The 23,112-nt window shown below is 67.5% G+C and carries 20 protein-coding genes and 1 pseudogene; 8 read left to right on the forward strand and 13 right to left on the reverse strand.

What is annotated here, in order from left to right; genetic code table 11:
* Nucleotides 1–17: 17 nt before the first annotated feature.
* The 5 genes and pseudogenes from AS031_RS05870 to AS031_RS05890 form a co-directional block, all read right to left on the reverse strand.
* Nucleotides 18–446 (reverse strand): annotated as a pseudogene (locus tag AS031_RS05870) (universal stress protein).
* A gap of 113 nt (nucleotides 447–559) precedes the next feature.
* Nucleotides 560–1,423, reverse strand: coding sequence for a substrate-binding periplasmic protein (locus AS031_RS05875; RefSeq protein ID WP_058267193.1), 864 nt, complete (start codon nucleotides 1,421–1,423; stop codon nucleotides 560–562).
* Nucleotides 1,424–1,481: 58 nt separating this feature from the next.
* Nucleotides 1,482–2,144: an amino acid ABC transporter permease gene (locus AS031_RS05880; RefSeq protein ID WP_058267194.1), complete on the reverse strand. Its 663-nt coding sequence runs from the start codon at nucleotides 2,142–2,144 to the stop codon at nucleotides 1,482–1,484.
* Nucleotides 2,144–2,791: an amino acid ABC transporter permease gene (locus AS031_RS05885; RefSeq protein WP_058267195.1), complete on the reverse strand. Its 648-nt coding sequence runs from the start codon at nucleotides 2,789–2,791 to the stop codon at nucleotides 2,144–2,146. Before AS031_RS05885 ends, AS031_RS05880 begins: the two co-directional genes overlap by 1 nt.
* A gap of 7 nt (nucleotides 2,792–2,798) precedes the next feature.
* On the reverse strand, nucleotides 2,799–3,590 hold the full coding sequence (locus AS031_RS05890; RefSeq protein ID WP_058267196.1) for an amino acid ABC transporter ATP-binding protein: 792 nt from the start codon (nucleotides 3,588–3,590) through the stop codon (nucleotides 2,799–2,801).
* 313 nt (nucleotides 3,591–3,903) lie between these two features.
* On the opposite strand from AS031_RS05890, the gene AS031_RS05895 reads away from it, so the two are divergent.
* The 3 genes from AS031_RS05895 (at nucleotide 3,904) to AS031_RS05905 (ending at nucleotide 6,645) form a co-directional block, all read left to right on the forward strand.
* Entirely contained in the window at nucleotides 3,904–4,596 is a 693-nt protein-coding gene (locus AS031_RS05895; protein ID WP_058267197.1) for a FadR/GntR family transcriptional regulator, read from the forward strand.
* 121 nt (nucleotides 4,597–4,717) lie between these two features.
* A complete protein-coding gene (locus AS031_RS05900) occupies nucleotides 4,718–5,617 on the forward strand; it encodes a transketolase (RefSeq protein WP_058267198.1) in 900 nt (299 codons plus the stop codon).
* Nucleotides 5,617–6,645, forward strand: a complete 1,029-nt coding sequence (locus AS031_RS05905) for a transketolase family protein (RefSeq protein WP_058267199.1) — start codon at nucleotides 5,617–5,619, stop codon at nucleotides 6,643–6,645. The genes AS031_RS05900 and AS031_RS05905 overlap by 1 nt, the downstream gene beginning before the upstream one ends.
* 81 nt (nucleotides 6,646–6,726) lie before the next feature.
* Here the strand turns inward: AS031_RS05905 and AS031_RS05910 are convergent, their stop codons facing one another.
* The 7 genes from AS031_RS05910 to AS031_RS05940 all read right to left on the reverse strand — a co-directional run bounded on the left by AS031_RS05910 (nucleotide 6,727) and on the right by AS031_RS05940 (nucleotide 14,745).
* A complete protein-coding gene (locus tag AS031_RS05910; RefSeq protein WP_058267200.1) occupies nucleotides 6,727–8,829 on the reverse strand; it encodes an acyltransferase family protein in 2,103 nt (700 codons plus the stop codon).
* Between the two features lie 103 nt (nucleotides 8,830–8,932).
* Nucleotides 8,933–9,175, reverse strand: a complete 243-nt coding sequence (locus AS031_RS05915; RefSeq protein ID WP_058267201.1) for a hypothetical protein — start codon at nucleotides 9,173–9,175, stop codon at nucleotides 8,933–8,935.
* Nucleotides 9,176–9,184: 9 nt separating this feature from the next.
* Nucleotides 9,185–10,618, reverse strand: a complete 1,434-nt coding sequence (locus AS031_RS05920) for an SPFH domain-containing protein (protein WP_058267202.1) — start codon at nucleotides 10,616–10,618, stop codon at nucleotides 9,185–9,187.
* Nucleotides 10,619–10,912: 294 nt separating this feature from the next.
* Nucleotides 10,913–12,421 (reverse strand): FAD-binding oxidoreductase, encoded by a 1,509-nt coding sequence (locus tag AS031_RS05925; protein ID WP_058267203.1) that lies wholly within the window; start codon nucleotides 12,419–12,421, stop codon nucleotides 10,913–10,915.
* Between the two features lie 106 nt (nucleotides 12,422–12,527).
* Entirely contained in the window at nucleotides 12,528–13,751 is a 1,224-nt protein-coding gene (locus tag AS031_RS05930; RefSeq protein WP_058267204.1) for a cation:proton antiporter, read from the reverse strand.
* A 36-nt stretch (nucleotides 13,752–13,787) separates the two neighbouring features.
* Complete coding sequence (locus tag AS031_RS05935; protein ID WP_058267205.1) at nucleotides 13,788–14,066, reverse strand: YciI family protein; 279 nt, start codon at nucleotides 14,064–14,066, stop codon at nucleotides 13,788–13,790.
* Nucleotides 14,067–14,109: 43 nt separating this feature from the next.
* A complete protein-coding gene (locus tag AS031_RS05940) occupies nucleotides 14,110–14,745 on the reverse strand; it encodes a DedA family protein (RefSeq protein WP_058267206.1) in 636 nt (211 codons plus the stop codon).
* A 240-nt stretch (nucleotides 14,746–14,985) separates the two neighbouring features.
* Between AS031_RS05940 and AS031_RS05945 the strand changes: the two genes are divergently transcribed.
* The 4 genes from AS031_RS05945 (at nucleotide 14,986) to AS031_RS05960 (ending at nucleotide 20,038) form a co-directional block, all read left to right on the forward strand.
* Nucleotides 14,986–15,810 (forward strand): DUF1206 domain-containing protein, encoded by an 825-nt coding sequence (locus tag AS031_RS05945; RefSeq protein ID WP_058267207.1) that lies wholly within the window; start codon nucleotides 14,986–14,988, stop codon nucleotides 15,808–15,810.
* 30 nt (nucleotides 15,811–15,840) lie between these two features.
* Nucleotides 15,841–16,533, forward strand: a complete 693-nt coding sequence (locus AS031_RS05950) for an SGNH/GDSL hydrolase family protein (RefSeq protein ID WP_058267208.1) — start codon at nucleotides 15,841–15,843, stop codon at nucleotides 16,531–16,533.
* 87 nt (nucleotides 16,534–16,620) lie between these two features.
* Nucleotides 16,621–18,009, forward strand: coding sequence for a sigma 54-interacting transcriptional regulator (locus AS031_RS05955; protein WP_058267209.1), 1,389 nt, complete (start codon nucleotides 16,621–16,623; stop codon nucleotides 18,007–18,009).
* Between the two features lie 31 nt (nucleotides 18,010–18,040).
* Entirely contained in the window at nucleotides 18,041–20,038 is a 1,998-nt protein-coding gene (locus AS031_RS05960) for a vWA domain-containing protein (RefSeq protein WP_058267210.1), read from the forward strand.
* 56 nt (nucleotides 20,039–20,094) lie between these two features.
* On the opposite strand, the gene AS031_RS05965 is transcribed toward AS031_RS05960, so the two are convergent.
* Nucleotides 20,095–22,257: an amylo-alpha-1,6-glucosidase gene (locus AS031_RS05965; protein ID WP_058267211.1), complete on the reverse strand. Its 2,163-nt coding sequence runs from the start codon at nucleotides 22,255–22,257 to the stop codon at nucleotides 20,095–20,097.
* A 148-nt stretch (nucleotides 22,258–22,405) separates the two neighbouring features.
* Here AS031_RS05965 and AS031_RS05970 point away from each other — a divergent pair, with 148 nt between their 5' ends.
* Nucleotides 22,406–23,032, forward strand: a complete 627-nt coding sequence (locus AS031_RS05970; RefSeq protein ID WP_058267212.1) for a dihydrofolate reductase family protein — start codon at nucleotides 22,406–22,408, stop codon at nucleotides 23,030–23,032.
* The last annotated feature ends 80 nt before the right edge of the window (nucleotides 23,033–23,112 follow it).

A 23,112-nucleotide genomic window follows, 5' to 3' on the forward strand; every position in this document is an offset into this window, starting at 1 on the left:
TCCCTGTCGAAGGCGGGTTAGACGGCGTCATAGGTGTTGGCGATGTAGACGTCACATGTCGCGTTGTGGGCCACGCTGTTGGCGACGCTGCCCAGGACGCGTCCAATGCCGTGCATCCTGCGGTTGCCCACCACAATGATCCTGGCTTCCTTGCTGATGGCTTCCCGGATCAGCGCGTCGGCCGGCCTGCCGCGGGCCGCGGCGTAGGTGATGGCAATATCGCCTCCGAGAGTGTCCGCCACTGACCGGGCCACGCGTTAGGCCTTGTCGGCATCAGAAACCAGCCACTGGTTGCTGCCGCTGCCGAACCGTTCGGTACGGTCACTGTCGAAGGCAGTCACGACGTGGAGGGTCGCCCCCAGCGCCGCGGCCAGGTCCCTGGCAGTTTCGGCAGCCTTGCGGGCTGTCCCGCTCCCGTCAACGCCCACCACTACGGTTCCGCTCATCTGCATGCTCCTTTGCTTGCCTGGAAATCCGGACATCGTCAGCGTCCGGGCTGGTAAGGGCAGTGCGGCGCCGGACCGGACGTCGGGCGCCGCGCTGCAAAATGACGACGGCGTCAGAGCTCGCTGGGTGCCCCGGGCTCGCCCACGGAGGGGTCGACTCCGTACTTCTCCAGGATCTTCTTGATGGTGCCGTCTTCACGGAGCTTCTGGATGTCCTCGTCCAATGCCTTGCCGAGGGCGTCGTTGTCCAGTGCCGACGGGAGCATCACCTGGCCCACGGCGGCGAACTGCGGGACGTTCGGGTTGGGCTTGACGTCGATCACTTGGGCGCCTTCGATGGGGGCATCCTTGAAGCGGTACTTGGCGGAGGCCGCGGAGGCCACCAGGGCGTCGATGCGCCCGGCCTTCAGGTCGGCGTAGATGGATTCGTCGTCCTGGTAGATCTTGAACTTGTCGCCGAGCCACTTGGACATGCTGTCGTTCCAGAGGTTGCCGGCCACGGAGCCGACCACCTTGCCCTCAAGGTCATCACTGGTGATGCCCTTGGTGGAAACGATGGCCTGCGGGTCGCTCCACAGCGGCGTGCTCATGTAGACGATCTTGGTGCGTTCCTTGGTGCGCAGCCAGTTGCCGGACCCGATGTCCACGCGTTTGGTCTGTACGGAGGGGATAACAGCGCCGGCGCCCCCTGACGTGCTGACCGTAACCTTGAGGCATTCCAGCTTCGCAATTTCCGCGATCAAGTCGCCTTCCATCCCGGTGACACTGTCGCCGTCGAGAATGGTGGCCGGGGCGTAGTCGTAACTGGCCACCGTGAGTTCGCCGTCGTTCAGTGTCTTGAGCCCTTCGTGGGCAGGCTTGCAGTCGGAGGAGGTGCCTGCGCTGTCGCTGCCGCCGCATGCGGCGAGGGAGATGGCGAGCAGGCCGGCGGCGGTGCCGGCTGAAAGTGCGCGCGCGAGGGTACGGGTGGGTCGCATGGTGTTTTCCTTTGTTGTGGATGGGCGGACAGCCCGGGGGTTGGTGGAACGGGGAGATTCAGTTGCGCTGCAGGTGGCGGCCCAGGCGCATCTCGAGGACTCGGACCAGGCCCAGGAAGACCAGGGTCAGGGATCCGTAAATGACCGCGGTGAGCACGTAGACGCTCAGGTACTCGAAGGTGATGGAGCCGATTTCGAACGCTTTGGACATCAGTTCCGGCACAGCGATCACAAAGGCCAGGGCGCTGCCCTGGAAGATCAGCACGGCCAGGCCGGCCAGCGGCGGCGTGGAGATCCGCAAGGCCTGGGGCAGGATGATCATCCGGAACCCGGTCCAGCCGCGCAGGCCGGACGTGAGGGCCGCTTCCTTCTGGCCCAGCGGCACGGCCGCGAGCCCTGCCCTGAAGTACTCGGATGCGTAGGCGCCGGTGTTCCAGCTCAACGCGATGACCGCCGTCGTGAATGACGTCAGCGTGATGCCGGCGTCGGGCAGGCTGAAGTACATCAGGTAGAGCAGCACCAGGGCCGGCAGGCCGCGCCCGATCTCCACGAAGAAGAACGAGACCCACTGCAGCGGCAGCAGCTTGGCGGAGGCCATCACGGCGAACAGCAGGCCTAGCGGGAAGCCGAAGAGCAGTGACAGGCCGGTCAGTTGGAGGCTTACCAGCAGTCCCGGGCCGAGGCTCGGCAGCCAATCAAGCCATTGGGTGATCACGTCCATCACGCCACTCCGATCTTCCGGCGCAGGGTCAGGTCGACCCGCCGCGCGATGAGTGCGACCACCAGGCTGATCGCGATGTAGAGGACGCCGGCGACGACGAAGGACAACAGCCCTTCGTGGGTCTGCTTGGCGCTCTGCTGGGCGTAATAGGTGATTTCACGGACGCCGATGGTGGAGGCCAGCGCTGAGTCTTTGAGGAGGCCGATCCCGTAGGTGGCGATGGCCGGCAGTGCGACCCGGAACGCCTGCGGGGTGATGATGTGTCCCACGGTCGTGACGGCGGACAGGCCCAGCGCGTGGGCGGCCTCCCGCTGGCCGTCGGGGATGCTGAGCAGGCCGGAGCGGTAGATCTCGGCCATGAAGGCCGAGGCGATGATGGAGAAGCCGATGATGGCGGCCTGGATGGTGGTCAGTTTCAGGGCGAACTGGGGGAGGCCGAAGTAGATCAGGAACAGCCAGGTAATCGGCGGGATCACCCTGACGATGTTGATGTACAGGGTGGCGATGCCGCGGATGATGGCGACGGGGGAGCGGGCGGCGCCGACCAGCACCAGGCCGATGAGCCCGCCGATGACCAGGGACGCCGCGGTCACGTACAGCGTCAGCCCGACGCCCTGCGCGATCGAGGAGAGGAGTTGTGTGATCATGGCTGGGTCACCGGTCCAGGACGGCCTTGAGGAACTGCCGGGTGCGTTCGTTCTGCGGTTCTGACATGACCTGCTCGCTGGGGCCGATTTCCAGGACGCCGCCGTTGCCCATCACCATGATCCGGTTGGAGACATCGCGGGCAAAGTGCATTTCGTGGGTCACCACCAGCATGGTCATGCCCTCGTCCGCCAGGTCCCGCATCACCGCGAGGACTTCCAGGCCAATCTCGGGATCCAGCGCGGACGTGGGTTCGTCGAAGAGCATGACCTTCGGGGACAGCGCCAGCGCCCGGGCGATGGCGATGCGCTGCTGCTGGCCGCCGGAGAGGCGCGCCGGGTAGGCCTTGGCCTTGTCCGGGAGTCCTACTTGCTTCAGCAGTTTGTTCGCCACTTCCTCGGCCTGTTCCTTGGACGAACCGAGGACTTTGCGCTGGGGCAGGGTGATGTTTTCCATCACTGTCAGGTGCGGGAACAGGTTGAAGCTTTGGAACACCATGCCGGTGACCCGCCGGAGGTGGTCCAGGCTGGCTTTGTCCGGCAGTTTGCCGCCGGCCACCACGTGGGCGCCGCCGATGGAGATTTCGCCTTCGGTGGGAATTTCCAGGTAGTTCAGGCAGCGCAGGAACGTGCTCTTGCCCGCCCCGGATGGTCCGATGATCGAGACAACCTCGCCCTCGTTCATCGACAGATTCACGTCCGACAGGACGCGGGCAGCGCCGTAGCTCTTGCCGAGCCCGGAGACCACCACCTCACCGGACAGCGCCGTGGGTGGAGCTTTCGTGCCGAAACTTAGGCCCATGGTTCTTTTCTTTCTGGTAGCGGACGCATCAACCTGAGATCTGCCCGCCGGCGGTACCGTGCCAAGGCCGGGGCCGCGTGCCTGCTCAGTGGTTCTTAGTGCCTGCACCCGGTGTGCTGTGCCTCACAACCGATGTGCTGCACGTCACTCTATTCGGCAAAGTGCGCGCTGTCTAGATATGTGATCACAGATCACGAAAATATTTCACGACACAAGGCGACGTGCCGCCCCAAATTGGTCCAACCAATCCCTTGACCACCGACATCCGCGGCGGATAGACTCAGTACATTGGTTCAACCAATTAGGAGATATCGTGGCAAAGGATCTGGCCGGCCTTGTTGAGTCGCTGATCAGCGAAGCAAGCAGCGAGGAGTCCACGGGACGCCTTCGGCTACCCGCCGAACGGACCCTGGGCGCGTCACTGGACCTGAGCCGCGGAATGCTTCGGGAACAGCTGGCAACGCTGGAGCTGCTCGGCTTCATTGATCGGACGCAGGGCAGGGGAACCTACCTGGAAGCGCCTGACTCCGGGTTCATCCAGTTGTACTTCCGCCTGGCGCTCCGGCTCGGCCACATCAGCGCCGCACAGTTCACCCAGGCGCGGGAAATGCTGGAAATTGCGGTGGTGGAACAGGCTGCCGTGATGGCAACACCCGCCGAGGTGGCAACCCTCCGCAGCCATATCGACAGGATGGTGGAGGCGACATCCCGCGGCGACGTGGACAAGGCCATCACGGCGGACTTCGACTTTCACCGAGGACTGTTCGAACTCGTTGACAACCCTATTTTCAATTTCCTGCAGGACGGCCTGCGGGACGTCCTGCGCGACGTGGTGGCCGAACGCCGCCGGAAGGCGCTGGCTGTAGTGGAAACCACCAGCGATTTCATCACCGACCAGGTCCACTACGGAATTACGGACGCGCTGGCCAAGAACGATCCCGACGCCGCCCGCGCTGCGATGCGCCGGCACTTCGACGTCTGGCGCGCCATCACCGACGAACCCTAGCAACCCGTCCATTTCCGCAGCGGCGCCCGGCTAAACAGCCGGGGCCCGCTCCGTTGCACCCCCACTCCGGGCCGGCCACCGCCGGCCAACCTCGATTCAACCCCAAGGAAAGGGCTCGAGCATGACCGCCCCTGCGACACATCTGACAGATCACGACACCGGAACAACACCCTTCGACGAACGCGTTGCTGCTGTACATTCTGCGGCGTACCGGATCCGGCACCACGCCCTGAACATGGGCGAAGTCCAGGGCCAGGGCTACGTGGGCCAGGCCCTTGGAGCCGCGGACATGCTCGCCGCGGTGTACGGTGACCAGCTCCGCTTCCGCGCCGAGGACCCGCACTGGGAAGCCCGCGACCGGTTCCTGCTCTCCACCGGCCACTACGCCATCGGCCATTACGCGGCGCTGGCCGAGGCCGGCATCGTCCCGGTGGAGGAACTCGAAACCTACGGCTCGGACGACTCCCGGCTGCCGATGTCCGGGATGTCCACCTACACCCCCGGCATGGAAATCTCCGGCGGCTCCCTGGGGCACGGCCTGACCATCGCCGTCGGCATGGCCCTGGGCCTGCGCTACCAGGGCTCGTCCGCCCGGGTGTTCAACTTCCTCTCCGACGGCGAACTCGACGAAGGCTCCACCTGGGAAGCAGCGATGGGCGCGCACCACCACCAGCTGGGCAACCTCACCGCCATGGTGGACATCAACGCCCTGCAGGCCGACGGCAAGACCGACACCGTACTCCGCACCGAACCGGTGACGGAAAAGTGGGAATCGTTCGGCTGGTACACCCAGCGGGTGGACGGGAACGACGTCGGCGCGCTGCTGGCGGCGTTCGACAACGCAGCTGCCCAAGCCGCCGCCGTCGGACGTCCTTCCGTGATCCTGTGCGACACGAAGGTGGGCCGCGGCGTGCCGCTGCTCGAAAACCGGGAGAAGGCGCACTTCATGCGCATCGAAGAAGACGAATGGCAGACCTGCCGCGAGCAGCTTACCGCCGGCTACGAAGGAAAGAGCGCCTGATGAGCACCACCAGCACCACCACCGAGGCCCCCGGCACCACCACAGCCGTGAAGCCGAAGCTGAAGACCTCGGCGATGATCGCCTCGTTCGCCGACCCGGGCCAGAAGACCGCGCCTGCACCGTTCGGGCACGCCCTGGTCAAGGCCGCGCAGGAGAACGAGAAGATCGTGGGCCTGACCGCGGACCTGGGCAAGTACACCGACATGCATATCTTTGCCAAGGCCTTCCCGGCGCGGTTCTTCCAGATGGGCATGGCCGAGCAGCTGCTTTTCGGCGCCGCCGCCGGCCTGGCCGAGACCGGACTGGTCCCGTTCGCGTCCACCTACTCGGTGTTCGCCGCCCGCCGTGCCTACGACTTCCTCTGCCTGGATGCGGCGGAGCCGAACCTGAACGTCAACATCGTCGGCGGCCTGCCCGGCCTGACCACCGGCTACGGCCCCAGCCACCAGGCCACCGAGGACATGGCGATCTTCCGGGGCATGCCCAACCTGACCATCGTGGACCCCTGCGACTCGATCGACATCGAACAGGCCGTCCCGCAGCTCGCCGCATCGGAAGGCCCCACCTACCTGCGGCTGCTGCGCGGCAACGTGCCCACCGTCCTGGACGAGTACGACTACACGTTCGAACTCGGCAAGGCCAAGGTCCTGCGCGGCGGCAACGACGTCGTGTTCATCTCCTCCGGGCTGATGACCATGCGCGCCCTCCAGGCAGCCAAGGCGCTGGCGGCACATAACGTGGATGTTGCCGTCGTGCATACTCCCACCATCAAGCCGTTCGACGCCGAAACCGTCCTTGCCGAAATCAACACGGACCGGCTCGCCGTCACCCTGGAAAACCACTCCGTAGTGGGCGGTTTGTTCGAAACCGTCGCGTCCGCCGTCGTCACCGCGGGCGTGGGCAAGCGCGTGGTGCCGGTCGCCCTGCCGGACCAGTTCCTCGACGCCGGCGCCCTGCCCACCCTCCACGACCGCTACGGCCTCGCCACGGACCGCATCGTCGCCAAGGTCCTCGCCGAACTTGGCTAAAGGCACCCCGAATGCAGAAAGCACGGCGCCGGTTCCAAACCGGTGCCGTGCTTTCTGCCGTTAATCAGCGGGAAGGCGGTATCAGCTAAGGCGCAGCGCCACCGCGAGGTCGGGGGCCAGCGACTTGGCGAAGGTGTTCGTCATGTGGTTGTCCCGGTAGACCAGGACATTTCCGATCACGGCAGGGCAAACACCGTCCCGGCAGAAGTGGCGTGACAGGTCAGTCGTTTCCACCCCGGGAACACGCCCGGCGGCCACCACCAGGGAATCCTCGCCGCCTGCCAGTGCCTCCGCTGCCGGAGTTCCGCACTTGTCCGCATGGCCATGCTCCTGGAGGCACTCGACCGGGTTGCCGCCGGGAAACGGTGTGTCGGCAAGGACGGCCACCCTGAGGCCCGCGTCGCGGAGGAGCGACAGTGTCTGGACGTACCCGTCCACCAGCGGCGACTCCGGCGTCCACCGCCAGCCGAGCGCCTTCCGGTACCCGGCCTCGCGCATGCCTGCCACCAGCACAAGGTCCGGTTTCTGCTCGATGATCTTGGCAGCTGTGACGGCGTTCTGGGCTGAGCAGTTGGTGTACACCGTGTCCGCGGACCGCGGCGGCGTCAGCGCAAACGGGCAACCGTTGCGCACCATGGCACGGATCCGGAGCGGAATCTTCTCCGAGACGGCGATCAGCGGATCCACGAACTGGCCGGCGTGCGAATCGCCGACGACCACGATTTCCGGCGTCCCCGGCTGGTCGGCAGACCCGAACCAGCAATCGGAGTCGGGCACCTTCGCCGGGTCATACACCCCGCAGGACCCGGCCGCGGTGGCGGGGAGGTCCTGCATCGCGACGGCAGGATCCGGGCGGACGGGCATCCCTGCCGGCACCGCGGCGGGACGCTCGGACCACGCCTGGGCCCCGGGATAGTCCCGGTCGGACAGCGCGGTGGAGAGCTGTGCCCGTTTGACTTCCACCACCTGCCAGGGCGTCCATGAAGCCACAGCAACCAGCAGGGCACTGCAGAAGGCGGCCACGTAGACCCTGCGGTGCCCGGCCCATGCCGAACGCCCTGGTGCCGCGTGCCGCGCTGTCGCGCGCGGTGCCGGGTGACGGAAGCGCTGCTCAACCCCGTAATAGGACGCTGCTGCCAGGACAAGGCTCAGGGCAGCCAGGAGCGCAGCTTCCAGGATCCCGGGGGCGCGCCCCAGCAGGGCGACGGCGAAGACGATGACCGGCCAGTGCCACAGGTACAGCGAGTAGGACACGTCGCCGATGAACGTCATGGGCCGGATACCCAGGACGCGGGAAACGGACCAGGCCACGGAGGACGCAGCCGCGCCGGTCCTGAGGATCGCGGCGGTGCCAAGTACGGGGATGGCGGCGACGCTGCCGGGAAACGGCATGGCGGTGGTCAGGAAGAACACGGGGACAACGACGGCGGCCATGCCAGCCCAGCCCAGGACCGCCGCGCGGACCGCGGACGTTCTCCCCATAGCAGGCAGCAGCGCCGCCAGCCCGCCTGCCGCTAACTCCCAGATCCGGGTGCCTGTGGCAAAGTACGCCATGGTGTGTTCGCTGTTGCTCAGGTGGATGCTGTAGGCGAAGGACGCAAGCGCAGTCACCGCCATGGCCGGCACGATCAAGGCCCCGGATGCTCTGCCGCTCCGCCGGGCGACGGCTGCCAACACCAGGAAGAACAGCGGGATGACCAGGTAGAACTGTTCCTCGACGGCAAGGGACCAGAAGTGTTGCAGCGGGGACACCGCCTCGGTGGCACCTGCGTAGGACACCGCGGACAGCGCCTGGTGCCAGTTCTGGACCTGGAGCAGCGAGAAGATGACATCGGCTGAGATGCCCTGCCAACGGCTCTGCGGCAGCAGCAGGACGGTGCCGAGCAGCACCGCGGCCAGAACCGCCGCCGAGGCCGGAAAGAGCCTGCGGATACGGCGCGCGTAGAAGGCCAGGATGGAGACCGATCCTTGCTTGGTCGTCTCCCGCGCCAGGGACCCGATAATGAGGAACCCTGAGATCACGAAGAAGACGTCGACGCCGATGAACCCGCCGGCGAGCGCTTCCGGGCGCAGGTGGTAAATGACCACCAGGCCGACGGCCAGCGCCCGGAGGCCCTGGATATCAGGCCGTGCCGGGTGCGTGGCCGTCCTGATGCCGCGCTTCATCGCAGAGGCATGCCTCATTGTGTCCCCTCTGGGTACGTCTGCAGGCCTGCGACGTGCGCAGGGAAACCATGGCGGGTGACGTTCCGCCGACAGCAGATCTTATCCGATCCGGAGCCGGTCCCTAGTCCGGGTGGCGCAGCACCTCGGGCAGTTCTTCCACGAACACCGTCTGCGGCGGCTCGAAGTAGATCACCAGCACTTCGTCACCCACCGCGAAGCTGCTCGCCTTGTCGAACGGGTGGGCGTGGAAGGCCATGGTCCCGCCCAGGTAAGGCAGCATCACTTCCCCGATGGTGCCGGGCGCGATCAGTCCCGTCACCCGGCCGATTTTTCCCGTCAGGCTCCGGTCCGCGTTCCTGTGCATCCGGCCGTCCTACGCGCCGGTGGCCGTGGGCGGCCGCTTGGCATCCCTGGTGTTCCTGAGCGCCCCCCGCAGTGCCGGCAGGTAGTCTCCCGCCTGCGCCAGGATTCCACCCAGCATCCTGTTCACGCCGTCTCCGCCGTTCAGGACGGTCATCTGGCCCACATGCGAGAAGGGCTCCGCGGCAGCGGCGATGATGGCGGGCATGTTCTCGGCGAGCTGCTGGGAAATGACGGCGTCCTGGTTGCTGGCCAGGGCCTCGGCCCGCGCCTTGATGCCGTCCGCCTCCGCAAGGGCCTTCGCCTTGGCGGCAGCGGCGGCGGCATCACCCTTGGCCCGGGTCGCTGCAGCCTCGGCCTCGCCGGTGACCTTGGTGGCGCCGGCCGCTGCGGCTGCCGCGTTGGCGTTGGCCTGCGCCTGCAGCTCGGTCCGCCGCGCGTTGGCCTGCGCCTCCAGTTCTGTCCGCCGTGCCAGCGCTTCAGCGGCGCTGATGTCCGCTGCTTTCTGCCCTTCGGCGTCGGTCCGTTTGGCGTAGGCCTTCGCGTCGGCCGGTTTCCTGATGGTGGTCTGCAGTTTTTGTTCCTCCCGGTCCGCCTCCAGCTTGGCCACCTCGGTCTCCTGGACCACCACCTGCTGCCGTGCCGTCGCTTCGGCGAGCGGGCCCGCTTGCGCCGCATTGGCCCTGGCCCGTTCGGCGTTGGCCTGCGCCACGGATTGACGGATCGCCGAGACGCTCTGGGCGTCCGCGATCATCGCCGCCGCCTCCGCTTCTTTTTCCGCCGCCTCACGGTTCCGCGTGGCCTCTGCGATCCGGGCCTCCATTTTCACCTGGGCAATGTGCGGCTTGGCGATGTTCTGGATGTAACCGGTGGGGTCCTGCAGGTCCTTGATCTGCAGCGAGTCCACCACGAGTCCGAGCTTTTCCATTTCCACGCCGCTCGCGCTGCGGACCTGCGACGCCAGTTTGTCCCGTTCGCGGATTATTTCCTCCACGGTCATGCTGCCGATGATGGAGCGCAGGTGGCCTTCGAAAACGTTATAGACCTGGCTTTCCATTTTCGGTTGCTGGCCCAGAAAGCGCCGCGCTGCGTTCGCAATAAATGGGGGAGCGTCACCGATTTTGTAAATCACCACGCCCTCCACCACCACCTGGATTCCCTGGGAGGTGACGCAGGAAACCTTGAGCTCCGTTTCATTCAGGGTCAATGAAAGCGCCCGTACCGTCTGGAGGCCGGGTAGAACCAGTGCGCCTTTGCCGGTCACGATTTTGAAGTCCATCCCTGCCCGCGTTTCCAACGTTCCGCGGGTCAGGCCGGAAATGATCAGTGCCTCGTTGGGCTCGGCGACTTTCCACATCAGTTTGGTGGCCACCCAGATGAACGCCACGGCAAAAAGCACACCCAGGATAATGGCAATCAGCGGAAAGAATGCTGCGAAGTCCTGCATGTCCAGGTCCTTTCACGGGCGTGGAACCCGCTTTATGTCAAGCCCCAATAAAGGCAGTCAGCCACTCCCGGCCCGTCTTTTATTGCCCGTTATCCGTCCGAAATGCCAACTGTTGTGAACAGTCTGATTCCGGGATGCCCCAGAGTCCAGAGCCCGGCCTCCGGTATTTGCCCGCGGCAACAAGAGGGGCCCTCGACGACGGCGCCGGCCCGGGTGCCGGAAGGCCCGCCCGGCGTCGGCCGGGCGGGCCTTCCTCATGCAGTAGCGTGCCCCGCGGGGACGCCGGAGCGGGTGTCAGGACGTCGGTGCGGCCTCCGACGGGGTTGCCCCGCTGCCGGCTCCGGGCTGAACCCGCGGTGCCGCATCCAGCTGTGCCTGCAGCTCCGCGGGGATCTTTGCAGGTTCCCGCGCCTCCTGTGCCTCCGCGGCCGGGGCCGGCCTGATGTTCTGGTTAATGTGGAAGAAGTTGTCGGGATCGTACTTGGCCTTGAGCTCTGCCAGCCTGGCGTAGTTCGACCCCAGGGTGTCCTCGATCCGGACCTGGTCGTCGGCGTCCTGGAAGTTGAGGTAGCCGCCGGGCTCGGAGAACTCGTGCAGCGCCGTCCAGTAGTCACGGACCCAGGCGATGTTCCGCTCATTTTCCGAGGGGTCCGGCCATTGGGCCGCGATCACCGGGGAAAAATCGACGTTCCGGTACGCGAAGGCCGTGGCATCGGGCGCAACCCGCTGGACGGCCCCGTCGATGGGGTAGAAGTGGTTGGCCGTGTGGACGCTGGGGATGCCCGGGGACTTGTCCACGGCGACGCGCAGCGCGTCGTCACTGAGGGTCCGGAGGAAATCGGCCTTCCAGTAGCCCTGCAGCCCCGGAACGTTCAGGCCGTCGAACATGATGTTAAGGGCCGGGTACGGCATGGGGGCGAAAAAACTGCCCAGGGGTTCGCCGGCGTCAAGCATCGGCTGCCAGTGGGCCGGGCCTGCATCGGGGTCGCCGGTCCACATGCCCGCGATCACGGTCACCGGCCGTCCATGCCATTCCTCGGGCAGGAACGGAACCGGAGGGCCGCGGTGGAAGCCCAGGAAAGCTCCCATTTCTTCAGGCTCGGTAGCAATCCATTCGCGGTAGGCGGCTCCAACGTCGGCTCCGGTGGTGGCGTCGAAGAAGATGACGCCTACGTGGACCATGTCCACGGGGTGAAGGCGGAACTCCAGCGATGTCACCACCCCGAAGTTGCCGCTGCCGCCCCGCAGGGCCCAGAACAGATCGACGTTTTCGGCGTCGCTCGCGGTCAGGAACGAACCGTCGGCCAGCACGACGTCGGCCCCGATGAGGTTGTCGCAGGACAGGCCGTATTTTCGCGCAAGGTATCCGATGCCGCCACCCAGCGTCAGGCCGGTGACGCCGGTGGAACCGACAATGCCGCCGGTGCTGGCCAGGCCGAAGGCGTGCGTGGCGTGGTTGTAGTCCGCCCAGGTGGCTCCCGCCTCCACCCGCGCTGTCCGGGCCGCCGGGTCGACCCGCACTCCTCGCCGGGCCGAGAAATCCAGGACCAGTCCGCCGTCGACCGTTCCGAAACCGGGGGCGCTGTGCCCGCCGCCGCGCACTGCGACGTCGATGCCGAGCCCGCGGGCGAAGCGAACCGCGGCGATGACGTCGGCGGCCTGGGAGACCCGCAGCACCGCTGCCGGTCGCCGGTCGATCATGCCGTTATAGACTTGGCGCGCCGCCTCGTAGTCGGCGTCCCCTTCCTCGATGACCTGCCCACGTACCTGTTCGCGGAGCACGTCGAACCGATCGCTTCCCATGACAACTCCAGATATGTACTGAGACCAGGAGGCAGCCGACTCCATACAGGGCCCAGCGGGGGCCAGCGCGCTGACATTTTCGGTATACGCCCGGCCACCATGCCCGTCAAGGACCCAAAACCTGCCCCCGCGCTCCCCGCTCTTCAGGGGCCGCAGGTGCTTTGCCGCCGCGCTGGTACTGCCTGAGGGCCAGCAGCGGGAAAACGAGGACGGACAGCATTCCCGCACCAACCAGCGCCGAGGCAACGCCACTGGAAATCAGGTCCTGGTCCCGCCCAATGGAGGTGACGGCCACGATGATGGGCAGGCCGGTGGCCCCGAACAGCATGATGGCCCGCTTCATGGGGGCGGGGGCACGAGGGGGAGCGGCCAGGAGTGACGGGCCGCCGCGCAGGACCAGCAGCAGGACCAGGAACAGCGGTACCAGTGCCAGGGCGGCCGGGGTAGCGGTGAGGGCGTGCAGTTCATAGTCGATGCCGGTGTCGATGAAGAACACCGGCACCAGGAAACCGAAGGCCACCGCATCGACTTTCGCTTCAATCAGCTCACGTTCCGGCTTCGGTGCCTTGGCCATCGCCACCTTCCACAGCACCCCGGCGGCGAACGCCCCCAGCAGCATGTCCAGTCCCAGCACCATGCTCAGGACCACCAGAACCGTCAGGATGAACATGATGGACCGGACGGCGAACTGCCCGCTGGTGTGCAGCGTCCTGGTGACCTGGGAGTGCAGCAGGGTGTGCCGCGCCCGGGAGGCCAGGAAGACCGCCAGGCCGGTGAGTGCCACGAACCCCAGGAGCACGCCTGCCGCCGGCCCCGGTTGCCGGCCACTGAAGAACAGCGAAATGGCGATCAGCGGGCCAAACTCGCCCGCTGCTCCCAGCGCGGTGACCGCAACACCCAGCGGGGACCGCGACTCGCCGGCATCCCGCAGGATCGGCAGCAGGGCGCCCAGGGCCGTGGAGCACAGGGCGACGCCAATGATCGTGGCGGCCGCCGGCGTGGAGGCCAGGAGGAAACCGGCGCCGATCCCGGCCGCCAAGGACACGGCCCAGCCCGCCGTGGCCCGGGCCGCCGGCCTGCCGCGGATCAGCGCGAAATCGATTTCATTCCCTGCGACGAAAAACAGCATGGCGAGCCCGAAATCCGCCAGCGTATCGGTGAAGTCAGTGGACTTGATCCAGCCAAGGACACTGGGCCCGAGCAGGATCCCAAGGATGAGCTCGAACACCACGATCGGGACCTTGACCACCCGGTCAAGGAACCGGGCTGCCAGTGGCGCAGCGATGGCCAGGAAAGCAATCAGAACCAGCGACGTTGACAGGCCCTGCATGGGCGGTACCTCCGGTACCTCTGTTACCGCCGGCGGTCAGGCGGGATGGACAACGTCCCAGTCCAGGGTCCGCGCCTCGGCGAGCCCCTCTGTGACGAACGGATCCCCGGCCACGAACCGTTCGGCGTCCTCGCGGGAGGAGAAGATTCCCATCGAGGATGCTGCGGGGTCCGGGGTGTGGAAGGCCCCCAGGGCAAGGAGCCCGCCGCCTGCGGCACGGAAGTCCTCGTAATACGCCTTGTGGCGCGGGAATGCCTCCATGATGCGGGAGCGGTCCACGCCGTCACGGACGCGGTACAACACGACGAACTCCATGGTGCAGATCCTAGTGGCAAACGCGGGCCGCGCGGGAGGGGAATCAGCCCCCAGCGTGGCCGTTCGGGGCACCGCGCTTCCCGCCGCGGGCCCGGCGGAACCGCCACACCGCCAGGGCCACGAGTCCACTGACGACGACGGCGGCCGTCACGTCCTCGCCCACGGCCTTGGCCACCGTGCCGTAGGAGTTGCCGGCAAGGTAACCGAGCAGCACGAAGCCGGAACCCCACAGCAGCCCTCCGGCCGCGTTGAAGGCCAGGAACGTGGGGTAGTGCATGCGGGAAGCCCCGGCCAGAGCCGGCACCAGCGCCCGGAACAGGGCGACGAACCGGCCGAGAAAGACCGCCCAGCCCCCGCGGCGGCGAAGGAAGTCCCGGGCCCTGTCCAGCTTGTCCCGGTGCCGCAGCAGGTGCCGGTTTTCCAGCAGCCCGGGACCCGCGCGCCTGCCCACCTCGTAGCCCACGGTGTCACCCGCGACGGCGGACACCACCACGAGTGCCATCATGATGCCCAGCCCAGCCTGCCCGCGGCTGGCCACCACGCCGCCCAGCACTGCCGCCGTCTCGCCCGGGATCACAAAGCCGATGAACAGCGCGTCCTCGGCGAAGACCAGCAGGGCAACCAGGGTGTAGGCGAGCGCCGGCGTGACGTTGAGGATCCCGTCGACGACCCCGCTCATGGGTTCACCGCCGCCGGCACGTGCTTTTTCCGGTAGGAGTCCATGACTGCCATTGTGCTCCCCACGGCTCGAGGCTGCCCGGGCCGGCCGTGCGGGGTGCCGTTTCGGGCCGGATTTCGGAGTGCCGGCGGCAAGGGGATGTCGGGACGGTCCCGTCGGATCTACACTGAAGCAATCCACGGCGGCCAGGGCACGCAAGCTGCGGAAGCGAAGATCAGGCACAGATCGGAAGGGCCGGCCATGGGCGACGCCTCGGAGAAGGCAAACCGTGCAGCATCCAACGCAGCATCAGCCACCCGCAGCCCTGCATTGCGGGTGCTTGCCCGGGCAGGGTTCGTCTTCATAGGACTGGTGCACATCCTGATTGGCGTCATCGCCCTCCAGGTGGCCGGCGGCCAAGGCGGGGAGGCTGACCAGACCGGCGCCATCGGAACCGTCGCGTCAAAGCCCGGCGGGGTGTTCCTCCTCTGGGCAGGGGCCGCAGCCTGCGCCGCGCTGGCGCTGTGGATGGTCAGCGAGGCGTTCTTCGAGGCGCGGGCCCAGTCGGAGTCGAAGAAGAAGCTGCAAAAGGCGGGATCCGCTGCCGGCAAGGCGGTGGTTTTCGGGGTCCTGGCGTTCACCTTCGGGGTGTTCGCCACCGGCGGGAGCAAGAGCTCAAGCCAGTCCGCCACCGATTTCACCGCCAGGCTGATGGCCGCGCCCGCGGGCGTCGTGCTGCTCGTCGCCGTCGGCCTTGCCATTATCGGCGCCGGCGCGTACTACGCCTATAAGGGATTTACCCGCGATTTCATGGAGGACCTCCAGGATCCCGGCAACGCCCGCACGGCTGTCGAATGGATCGGATCGATCGGATACATCGCCAAGGGCGTGGTCCTGGCTGTTGTCGGCGTCCTGGTGATCGCCGCCGCCGTCACCGCCGACCCCTCGAAATCCACCGGCCTGGACGGTGGGCTGAAGACCCTTGGCTCCCAGCCCTACGGGACCGTCCTTCTGGCCGTCATCGCCGCCGGGCTGGTCTGCTACGGTGTCTATTCGATGGCCCGGGCGCGGTACGGGAAGTTCTAAGCCGCCCCCTTTCACCCAGGAGGCGCCGGCATGCTGTTCCGTCCGCCCCTGCGCAGGCACCCCGGCCACCTGGTGGCTGCCGGTTCAACCGCCCTGCTCCTGGCCCTGCCCTCCGGCAGCGCGGCGCACGCGCCACTGGCCAGTGCGGTCCCGCCAGTACGGGTGGTAGTGGTAGGGGACTCGCTGAGCACCGGACACGGGACCTCCCCGCAACAGGCCTGGCCCGCGTTGCTGCGGACGGATCCGGCCGGCGCCGGGCTGGAAGTCCTCAACGCGGCCCGGAACGGCAGCGGCTATGTCAGGCCGGGAGACGACGACGGCACGTTCGGGACCCAGGTGGAAGACTACGTCACCCCCGACACTGGCATCGTCGTGTTCTTCGGGTCGGAGAACGACCTGGGCTACCCGGCCGACGACATCGCCGGCGCGGCGCTCGCCGCCATGGACCGTGCCGGGGAACTCGCCCCCGCAGCGAGGATCATCGTGGTGGGGCCGCCGTCGTACCTGCCCACCCCCGACCCCGCCCTCGCCGCGATCAACGGCCGGCTCAGGGAAGCCGCAGCGCAGGCCGGCGGGGAGTATGTCGACCCCATCGCGGAGGGCTGGATCAGCGGCGACGTCGCCGACCTGATCGGGCCGGACCAGGACCACCCCACCGTCGCCGGCCAGCACTACCTCCTCGAGCACATCGGTTCCCACCTCGGCCCGGCCGTCCGAAGCTGAACCACCGCGGCCAGGTCCCGGGTGCCGGTGCCCGTGAATCTGCCCGGATCCCTCGATTAGCGGCAGGACCGGGATTACGGTAGAGGGGTGACTGAGCGTCCCGAAATCTTCACTGTTGGTGAACTCCGCGCGTCGGGCCATGAGCAGAAGGACCTGCGCCGGGAAATCCGCGACAACCTGCTGGCCGCGCTCGCGGACGGCCGCGATCCATGGCCCGGGCTTTACGGCTTCAGCCGGACCGTGCTTCCGCAGCTGGAACGAGCCCTGATCGCCGGCCACGACCTCGTGCTGCTCGGTGAACGGGGCCAGGGCAAGACCCGGCTGCTGCGGACCCTGGCCGGGCTCCTGGACGAATGGTCACCGGTGATCGAGGGGTCGGAGCTGAACGAGCATCCCTTTGAACCGATCACCGATGCCTCCCGCGCCCTTGCCGCCACGGAGGGGGACCGGTTGCGCATCGCCTGGCGGCACCGCTCGGAACGCTACGTGGAAAAGCTCGCCACTCCTGACACGTCCGTGGCGGACCTGATTGGCGACGTCGACCCGATGCGGGTTGCCGAAGGCCGGCGCCTCGGCGATCCCGAGACCATCCACTACGGGCTGATTCCACGCTCCAACCGCGGCATCGTGGCCATCAACGAACTTCCGGACCTCGCCGAACGCATCCAGGTGGCCATGCTCAACGTCATGGAGGAACGCGACATCCAGATCCGCGGCTACGTGCTGCGGCTGCCGCTGGACGTCCTGGTGGTCGCGTCCGCAAACCCGGAGGACTACACCAACCGCGGACGGATCATCACCCCGCTGAAAGACCGCTTCGGCGCCGAAATCCGGACGCACTACCCGATCGAACTGCAGGACGAGGTGGCGGTGATCAGGCAGGAAGGCAAGCTGGTGGCCGACGTTCCCGCAGTCCTGCTGGAGATCCTGGCCAGGTACACCCGCGCGCTCCGGCAGTCCCCGGCCATTAACCAGACGTCCGGGGTGTCCGCCAGGTTCGCGATCGCGGGCGCTGAGACGGTGGCAGCCGCGGCCCTGCGCCGGGCCAGCCTCAGGGGCGAGGATGAGGCGGTGGCCAGAATCATCGACCTCGAACCGGCCGTGGAGGTCCTCAGCGGCAAGCTGGAGTTCGAGTCAGGCGAGGAAGGCCGCGAACAGGGCATCCTGGACCACCTCCTGCGGACGGCCACCGCCGAGGCCGTCCGGGCACACTTCAAGGGCATCGACATGGGCCCGCTGGTCGCCGCGCTCGACGGGCACCGGACGGTGACCACCGGTGGCCAGGTCACCGCACGGGAATTCCTGGGGAACCTGCCCTCGTTGAACGGCTCCGGCCTGTACGACCAGATCGGCCAGCGCCTGGGTGCCACTAACGACGGCCAGCGGGCCGCCGCCGTCGAACTCGCCCTCGAAGGGCTGTACCTGGGCCGCCGGATCTCCAAGGAGTCCGACGACGAAGAAACGGTCTACGGCTGAGCCTCGTCCGGCAGCCACAACAGGAGGCAGCATGACCCTGCACGACCGGTCCCGGTACGGCCGGTACACCGGCGGCCCCGACCCCCTCGCCCCTCCGGTGGACCTTTCCGAAGCGCTCGACGCCGTGGCCGAAGACGTCATGGCCGGCTATTCGCCCCGGCACGCCCTGCAGGAGTTCTTGCGAAGGGGCGGACGGAACCGCGACGGCCTGGACGACCTTGCCCGCCAAGTGCAGCAGCGCCGCCGTGACCTGGTGGGCCGGCACCGGCTGGACGGCACCCTGGACGACGTCCGGAAACTGCTGGACACGGCGGTCCTCGAGGAACGCAAGCAACTGGCCCGGGACGCCATGATGGACAACACGGACCGCGCGCTCCGGGAGATGCAGCTGCAGGACCTCCCCGCCTCCACGGCCGCGGCGGTCAACGAACTCGCCTCCTACGACTGGCAGTCCCGCACAGCCCGGGACGCGTATGAACAGATCAAGGACCTGCTGGGCCGTGAGGTGCTGGACCAGCGGTTCGCCGGCATGAAGCAGGCGCTGGAAAACGCCACGGACCAGGACCGTGAAGCTGTGGGTGCCATGCTCCGGGACCTCAACGGGCTCCTGGCCAAGCACCGCCGCGGCGAGGACACGGACGCTGATTTCCAGGACTTCATGGCCAGGCACGGGCAGTACTTCCCGGAGAACCCGCGCTCGGTGGAGGAACTGGTGGACGCGCTGGCCAAACGCGCCGCCGCGGCTCAACGGCTCCTGCAGTCCATGTCCCCGGAGCAGCGTGACGAGCTGATGCGCCTTTCCGCCCAGGCCTTCGGGTCCGGGGAACTGATGGCGCAGCTGGACGAGCTCGACGGCAACCTGCAGGCACTGCGGCCGGGTGAAGACTGGAGCGGTTCTGAACGCTTCGACGGGCAGGACGGGCTGGGCCTGGGGGACGGCACCGGGGTGCTGCAGGACCTTGCCGAGCTGGATGAGCTGTCCGAGCAGCTCTCCCAGTCCTACAACGGCTCACGGCTGGACGACCTGGACCTGGACGCGCTGGCCCGCCAGCTCGGCCCGGACGCCGCCGTCAGCGCCCGGACCCTCGCGGAAATCGAACGGGCCATGCAGGACGGCGGCTACCTGCGCCGCGGAGCCGACGGCGACTTGCGGCTCTCTCCCCAGGCCATGCGGCGGCTGGGCAAGTCGCTGCTGCGCGACACTGCCCGGCAGCTCTCCGGCCGGCAGGGGCAGCGGGACACCCGCCTGGCCGGGGCTGCCGGGGAGCAGACCGGCTCCAGCCGTGCCTGGGAGTTCGGCGATGCCGAGCCCTGGGACGTCACCCGCACCATGACCAACGCCATCCGCCGGACCATGGCCGACGGCGGAAACCCCCGCCCGGGCCTCCGGCTCGCCCCGGAGGACATCGAGGTGGCTGAAACCGAGGCGCGCACCCAGGCCGCCGTCGTCCTCCTGGTGGATGTGTCGTTTTCGATGGCCGCGGAGGGGCGGTGGGTGCCGATGAAACGGACGGCCCTGGCACTGCACCACCTGGTTTCCACGCGGTTCCGCGGTGACAGGCTGGAGCTGATCACGTTTGGCCGCTACGCCCAGTCCATGGACATCGGGTCGCTGACCGCGCTGCCCGCGCTGCGGGAGCAAGGGACCAACCTGCACCATGGCCTGCTGCTCGCCGGACGCTTTTTCCGCCGCCACCCCTCGATGCAGCATGTGCTGCTGGTGGTCACCGACGGGGAACCCACCGCGCACCTCCTCCCGGACGGCGACTCATGGTTCAACTGGCCGCCGGACGCGGAAACCATCCGGGTCACGGTGGCCGAACTGGACCGGCTGGGCCGGTCCGGAACGCTGGCAACATTCTTCCGGCTCGGTGATGACCCGGGCCTGGAACGGTTCATCCAGCGGTTGGCGCTGCGGGTGGACGGGCGCGTCGTCGCCCCCGACGTGGGCGGACTCGGCGCGGCGGTGTTGGGGGAGTACCTCCGGGCCCACGTCCGCAGCACCTATTCCGACGCCGACTGGTTCTGACCGCTTCCAGTTCGAGTTCATTTCCTGGGAGCCTTCGCCGCAGCCGCGGGAACGCGCTAACTGCCCGTGCCGCCGGTGCCAAGGCCCGCCTGCGCCAGCAGCTCGGTCAGCCACGGGCGGTGTTCGCGGTGGTAGGAAAGCCCGTCGGGGAGGCCGCGGACCTGGGCTCCGGCCGCAGTGATGTCGATGGTCATCCGGCCGCCCGCAAGCGGCGCGTTGGTGATGTGCAGGTCGCCGTACGATTCCGGCAGGGCGGGATCCATCCAGAAGCCGCCGCGGGACACATGGGCGTCGTACCGCATCAGGCTGGTGATCAGCATGATGGGCGTGGTCGCCGCCCACGCCTGCGGCGAGCAGGCAGTGGGATACGGCACCGGTTCGGCCACCTGGTCCCGGCTGAACCCGCAGAACAGCTCCGGCAGCCGGCCGTCCGAAAAATCCGCTGCTTCCAGCAGGGCCGTGGCGATCCGCTGCGCCTCATCCACGAAGCCATACCGCATCAGGCCCGCGGCGATGATGGCGTTGTCATGCGGCCAGACTGACCCGTTGTGGTAGCTGGCCGGGTTGTAGGCCCCCATGTCCGTGGCCAGAGTGCGGACGCCCCAGCCGCTGAACATCTCAGGAGACATGAGCCGTTCGGCAACGAGCGGCACCTTGTCGTCGTCGACGATGCCGTGCCACAGGCACTGCCCCATGTTGGACGCACACGCGTCCACCGGCCTTTTCCTGCCGTCCAGCGCCACTGCGAAATAGCCCCGGTCCGGCAGCCAGAACTGGTCGTTGAATTTCCCCTTGAGCCGGGCGGCTTCGGCGGTGAGCTTTTCCGCCAAGGGTGCGTCCCCGGCGTCGTGCGCCATCCACGCCCGGGACAGGAGCGCGGAGTACACCAGCGCCTGGACCTCGCACAGGGCGATCGGAGGTTCTGCCACCGTGCCGTCTGCGAAGTTGATGCCGTCCCAGGAGTCCTTCCAGCCCTGGTTCACCAGGCCCTGTTCATGGAGGCGGGAGTATTCCACGAAGCCGTCCCCGTCCTTGTCCCCGTAGTTGCGGACCCAGTCCAGCGCACGGTCGGCGTGCGGCAGCAGCGCTGCGATGGTGTCCCTGGCAAACCCCCAGCGGCTGACCGAGCCCAGCGTCATCACGAACTGCGGTGTGGCGTCAACGCTCCCGTAGTAGACCGACTTGCCGCCCAGCGCCAACCCGGTGGACACGCCCAGCCGGACCTCGTGCAGGATCTTCCCGGGTTCCTCCTCCGTGACCGGGTCCACCACTGAACCCTGCCGGTCAGCCAGGGTCTGCAGGGTTCCCAGCGCCAGTGACGGGTCCACCGGGAGCGCCATTTCCGAGGCCCACAGGGAGTCCCTCCCGAACAGGGTCATGAACCAGGGTGCGCCCGCGGCAACCACCACGCGCTCGGGGTGGGCCGGATCCTCGATGCGCAGGGCACCCAGGTCGTCGTAGCTGCGGCGGAGCGTCCGTTCGATGGACCGGTTGGTCATCTGCAGCCGGGGGATCTTCGCCACCCACTCCTGCCGCCGGAGGTCACTGAGCGACATGCCCTGCGACGCCGGTCCGGGCACTGTCCGGGGAACGATGCCGTTCCCGGCAGGCAGCACGCTCAACTGCCTGCTCCAGGAGCCGCTGGCCGGGATCACCGCCTGGAACGTGAGGCCTTGGGCGGCGGCGGTGGCGCCGCTGCCGCGGATGAGGACGGTTTTGCGCAGGTCGTTCCAGGTGGCGCTGATGATGAGCGAACCGCCGTCGGAGCCCCGGGTCTCCTCCCAGCGGCGCTGCACCCTGGCTTCCTTCACTTCGAAGAGGTCCGCAAAGTCCGCCTCCACCGAGACGGACACGGTGCAGGTGGCGGGACTGGTTGAGTAGTTGCGGATGGTGACGCCCTCCAGCATTCCGGCGGCAACCTCGCGCAGCCGCTCCACGATGAGGGGGCTGTCCGCGTAGCCGTCCGACTGGGGAACCCGTCCAGTGAACAGTGCCCGGTAGGGTTCCTTGGTCTCTGCCGTGAGGGGCTCCAGGGGCTGGCCGTTCACGGTCAGTTTCCACGCAGACAGGATGCGGGTGTCGTCGTGGAAGACGCCGTGCGGCAGGTCCGGGAGGATGTCCCCGTTGGCGGCTGAAATCGAGAAGGATGAGCCCTCCACCAGCGTGACCGTCCCGGCCCCCACCGGTCCCGCTGCCGTGTCTGCATTCCATCCAGCCATGTCCGCTCCTTTGACGGCGTTGATGGTTCCGGCGCTATAGACGCTACGCCCCGGGCAGGGCCGGGGAAAGGGCCGGGACCTTGAAGGTCCCGCCGTGCGGGCATAGCATTGCCGGCACATCCACGCCCGTCAGTCCAAGGAGCCGGCCATGGGCAGCACCGCAGCGGAACCGCAAGCCACCCTGATGGTGGACCTCATCATCTCGCTGGACGGGTACGCCTCCGCTGAGGGGTGGCCCGGATGGTGGGGCCTGGAGGGGCCGGAGTACCTGGCCTGGCTCGACCAGGAGGCAGCCAAGGATTACACCTTCCTCCTGGGCGCCAACACCTACCGGCTGATGCACGGCATGTCCGCGCAGGCGTCCGCGGACCGGTCGGGTTTTTCCGAGGAGGAGGGCAGCAGCCTTGCGGGCCTGGCCGCCGTTCCCAAGGTGGTCTTCTCCTCGTCCCTGCGGGAGCCCCTCAACTGGGCCAACTCCACTCTCGTCAGCGGGAATGCCGTGGAAGCTGTCCGGGACATGAAGCGCGCCGGAACCGGACCCATGAGCACCCTCGGCAGCATCAGCCTGGCCAGGTCGCTGCTGGTGGCGGGCCTGGTGGACGCGTTCCGGCTGGTGGTTTTCCCGGTGATCACCGGGGCCACGGGCCGGGAACGGATCTATGACGGTTATCCGGACGTCAGGCTGGAGATGGTCCAAAGCCGAACGTTCGACGGCCGCCTGCAGCTGCTGGAGTACGTCCCCACGGTACTCAAAGGACCGCCGGGCTCCGGGTAGCCGGAGCGCCCGCAAGAGCTCCTGAAACGGGAAGCCGCATTTACTTGAAGATTGAACTAACGAGCCGTAGGATTTAGTTA

This window comes from Pseudarthrobacter enclensis, assembly GCF_001457025.1.
In the GTDB taxonomy this organism is placed as follows: domain Bacteria; phylum Actinomycetota; class Actinomycetes; order Actinomycetales; family Micrococcaceae; genus Arthrobacter; species Arthrobacter enclensis.

Bases quoted from the DNA above. Each gene is read 5' to 3' on its own strand.
- AS031_RS05875 (WP_058267193.1), bottom strand. From the start codon at position 1,423: ATGCGACCCACCCGTACCCTCGCGCGCGCACTTTCAGCCGGCACCGCC.
- AS031_RS05880 (WP_058267194.1), bottom strand. From the start codon at position 2,144: ATGGACGTGATCACCCAATGGCTTGATTGGCTGCCGAGCCTCGGCCCG.
- AS031_RS05885 (WP_058267195.1), bottom strand. From the start codon at position 2,791: ATGATCACACAACTCCTCTCCTCGATCGCGCAGGGCGTCGGGCTGACG.
- AS031_RS05890 (WP_058267196.1), bottom strand. From the start codon at position 3,590: ATGGGCCTAAGTTTCGGCACGAAAGCTCCACCCACGGCGCTGTCCGGT.
- AS031_RS05900 (WP_058267198.1), top strand. From the start codon at position 4,718: ATGACCGCCCCTGCGACACATCTGACAGATCACGACACCGGAACAACA.
- AS031_RS05905 (WP_058267199.1), top strand. From the start codon at position 5,617: ATGAGCACCACCAGCACCACCACCGAGGCCCCCGGCACCACCACAGCC.
- AS031_RS05910 (WP_058267200.1), bottom strand. From the start codon at position 8,829: ATGAGGCATGCCTCTGCGATGAAGCGCGGCATCAGGACGGCCACGCAC.
- AS031_RS05915 (WP_058267201.1), bottom strand. From the start codon at position 9,175: ATGCACAGGAACGCGGACCGGAGCCTGACGGGAAAAATCGGCCGGGTG.
- AS031_RS05920 (WP_058267202.1), bottom strand. From the start codon at position 10,618: ATGCAGGACTTCGCAGCATTCTTTCCGCTGATTGCCATTATCCTGGGT.
- AS031_RS05925 (WP_058267203.1), bottom strand. From the start codon at position 12,421: ATGGGAAGCGATCGGTTCGACGTGCTCCGCGAACAGGTACGTGGGCAG.
- AS031_RS05930 (WP_058267204.1), bottom strand. From the start codon at position 13,751: ATGCAGGGCCTGTCAACGTCGCTGGTTCTGATTGCTTTCCTGGCCATC.
- AS031_RS05935 (WP_058267205.1), bottom strand. From the start codon at position 14,066: ATGGAGTTCGTCGTGTTGTACCGCGTCCGTGACGGCGTGGACCGCTCC.
- AS031_RS05940 (WP_058267206.1), bottom strand. From the start codon at position 14,745: ATGAGCGGGGTCGTCGACGGGATCCTCAACGTCACGCCGGCGCTCGCC.
- AS031_RS05945 (WP_058267207.1), top strand. From the start codon at position 14,986: ATGGGCGACGCCTCGGAGAAGGCAAACCGTGCAGCATCCAACGCAGCA.
- AS031_RS05950 (WP_058267208.1), top strand. From the start codon at position 15,841: ATGCTGTTCCGTCCGCCCCTGCGCAGGCACCCCGGCCACCTGGTGGCT.
- AS031_RS05960 (WP_058267210.1), top strand. From the start codon at position 18,041: ATGACCCTGCACGACCGGTCCCGGTACGGCCGGTACACCGGCGGCCCC.
- AS031_RS05965 (WP_058267211.1), bottom strand. From the start codon at position 22,257: ATGGCTGGATGGAATGCAGACACGGCAGCGGGACCGGTGGGGGCCGGG.
- AS031_RS05970 (WP_058267212.1), top strand. From the start codon at position 22,406: ATGGGCAGCACCGCAGCGGAACCGCAAGCCACCCTGATGGTGGACCTC.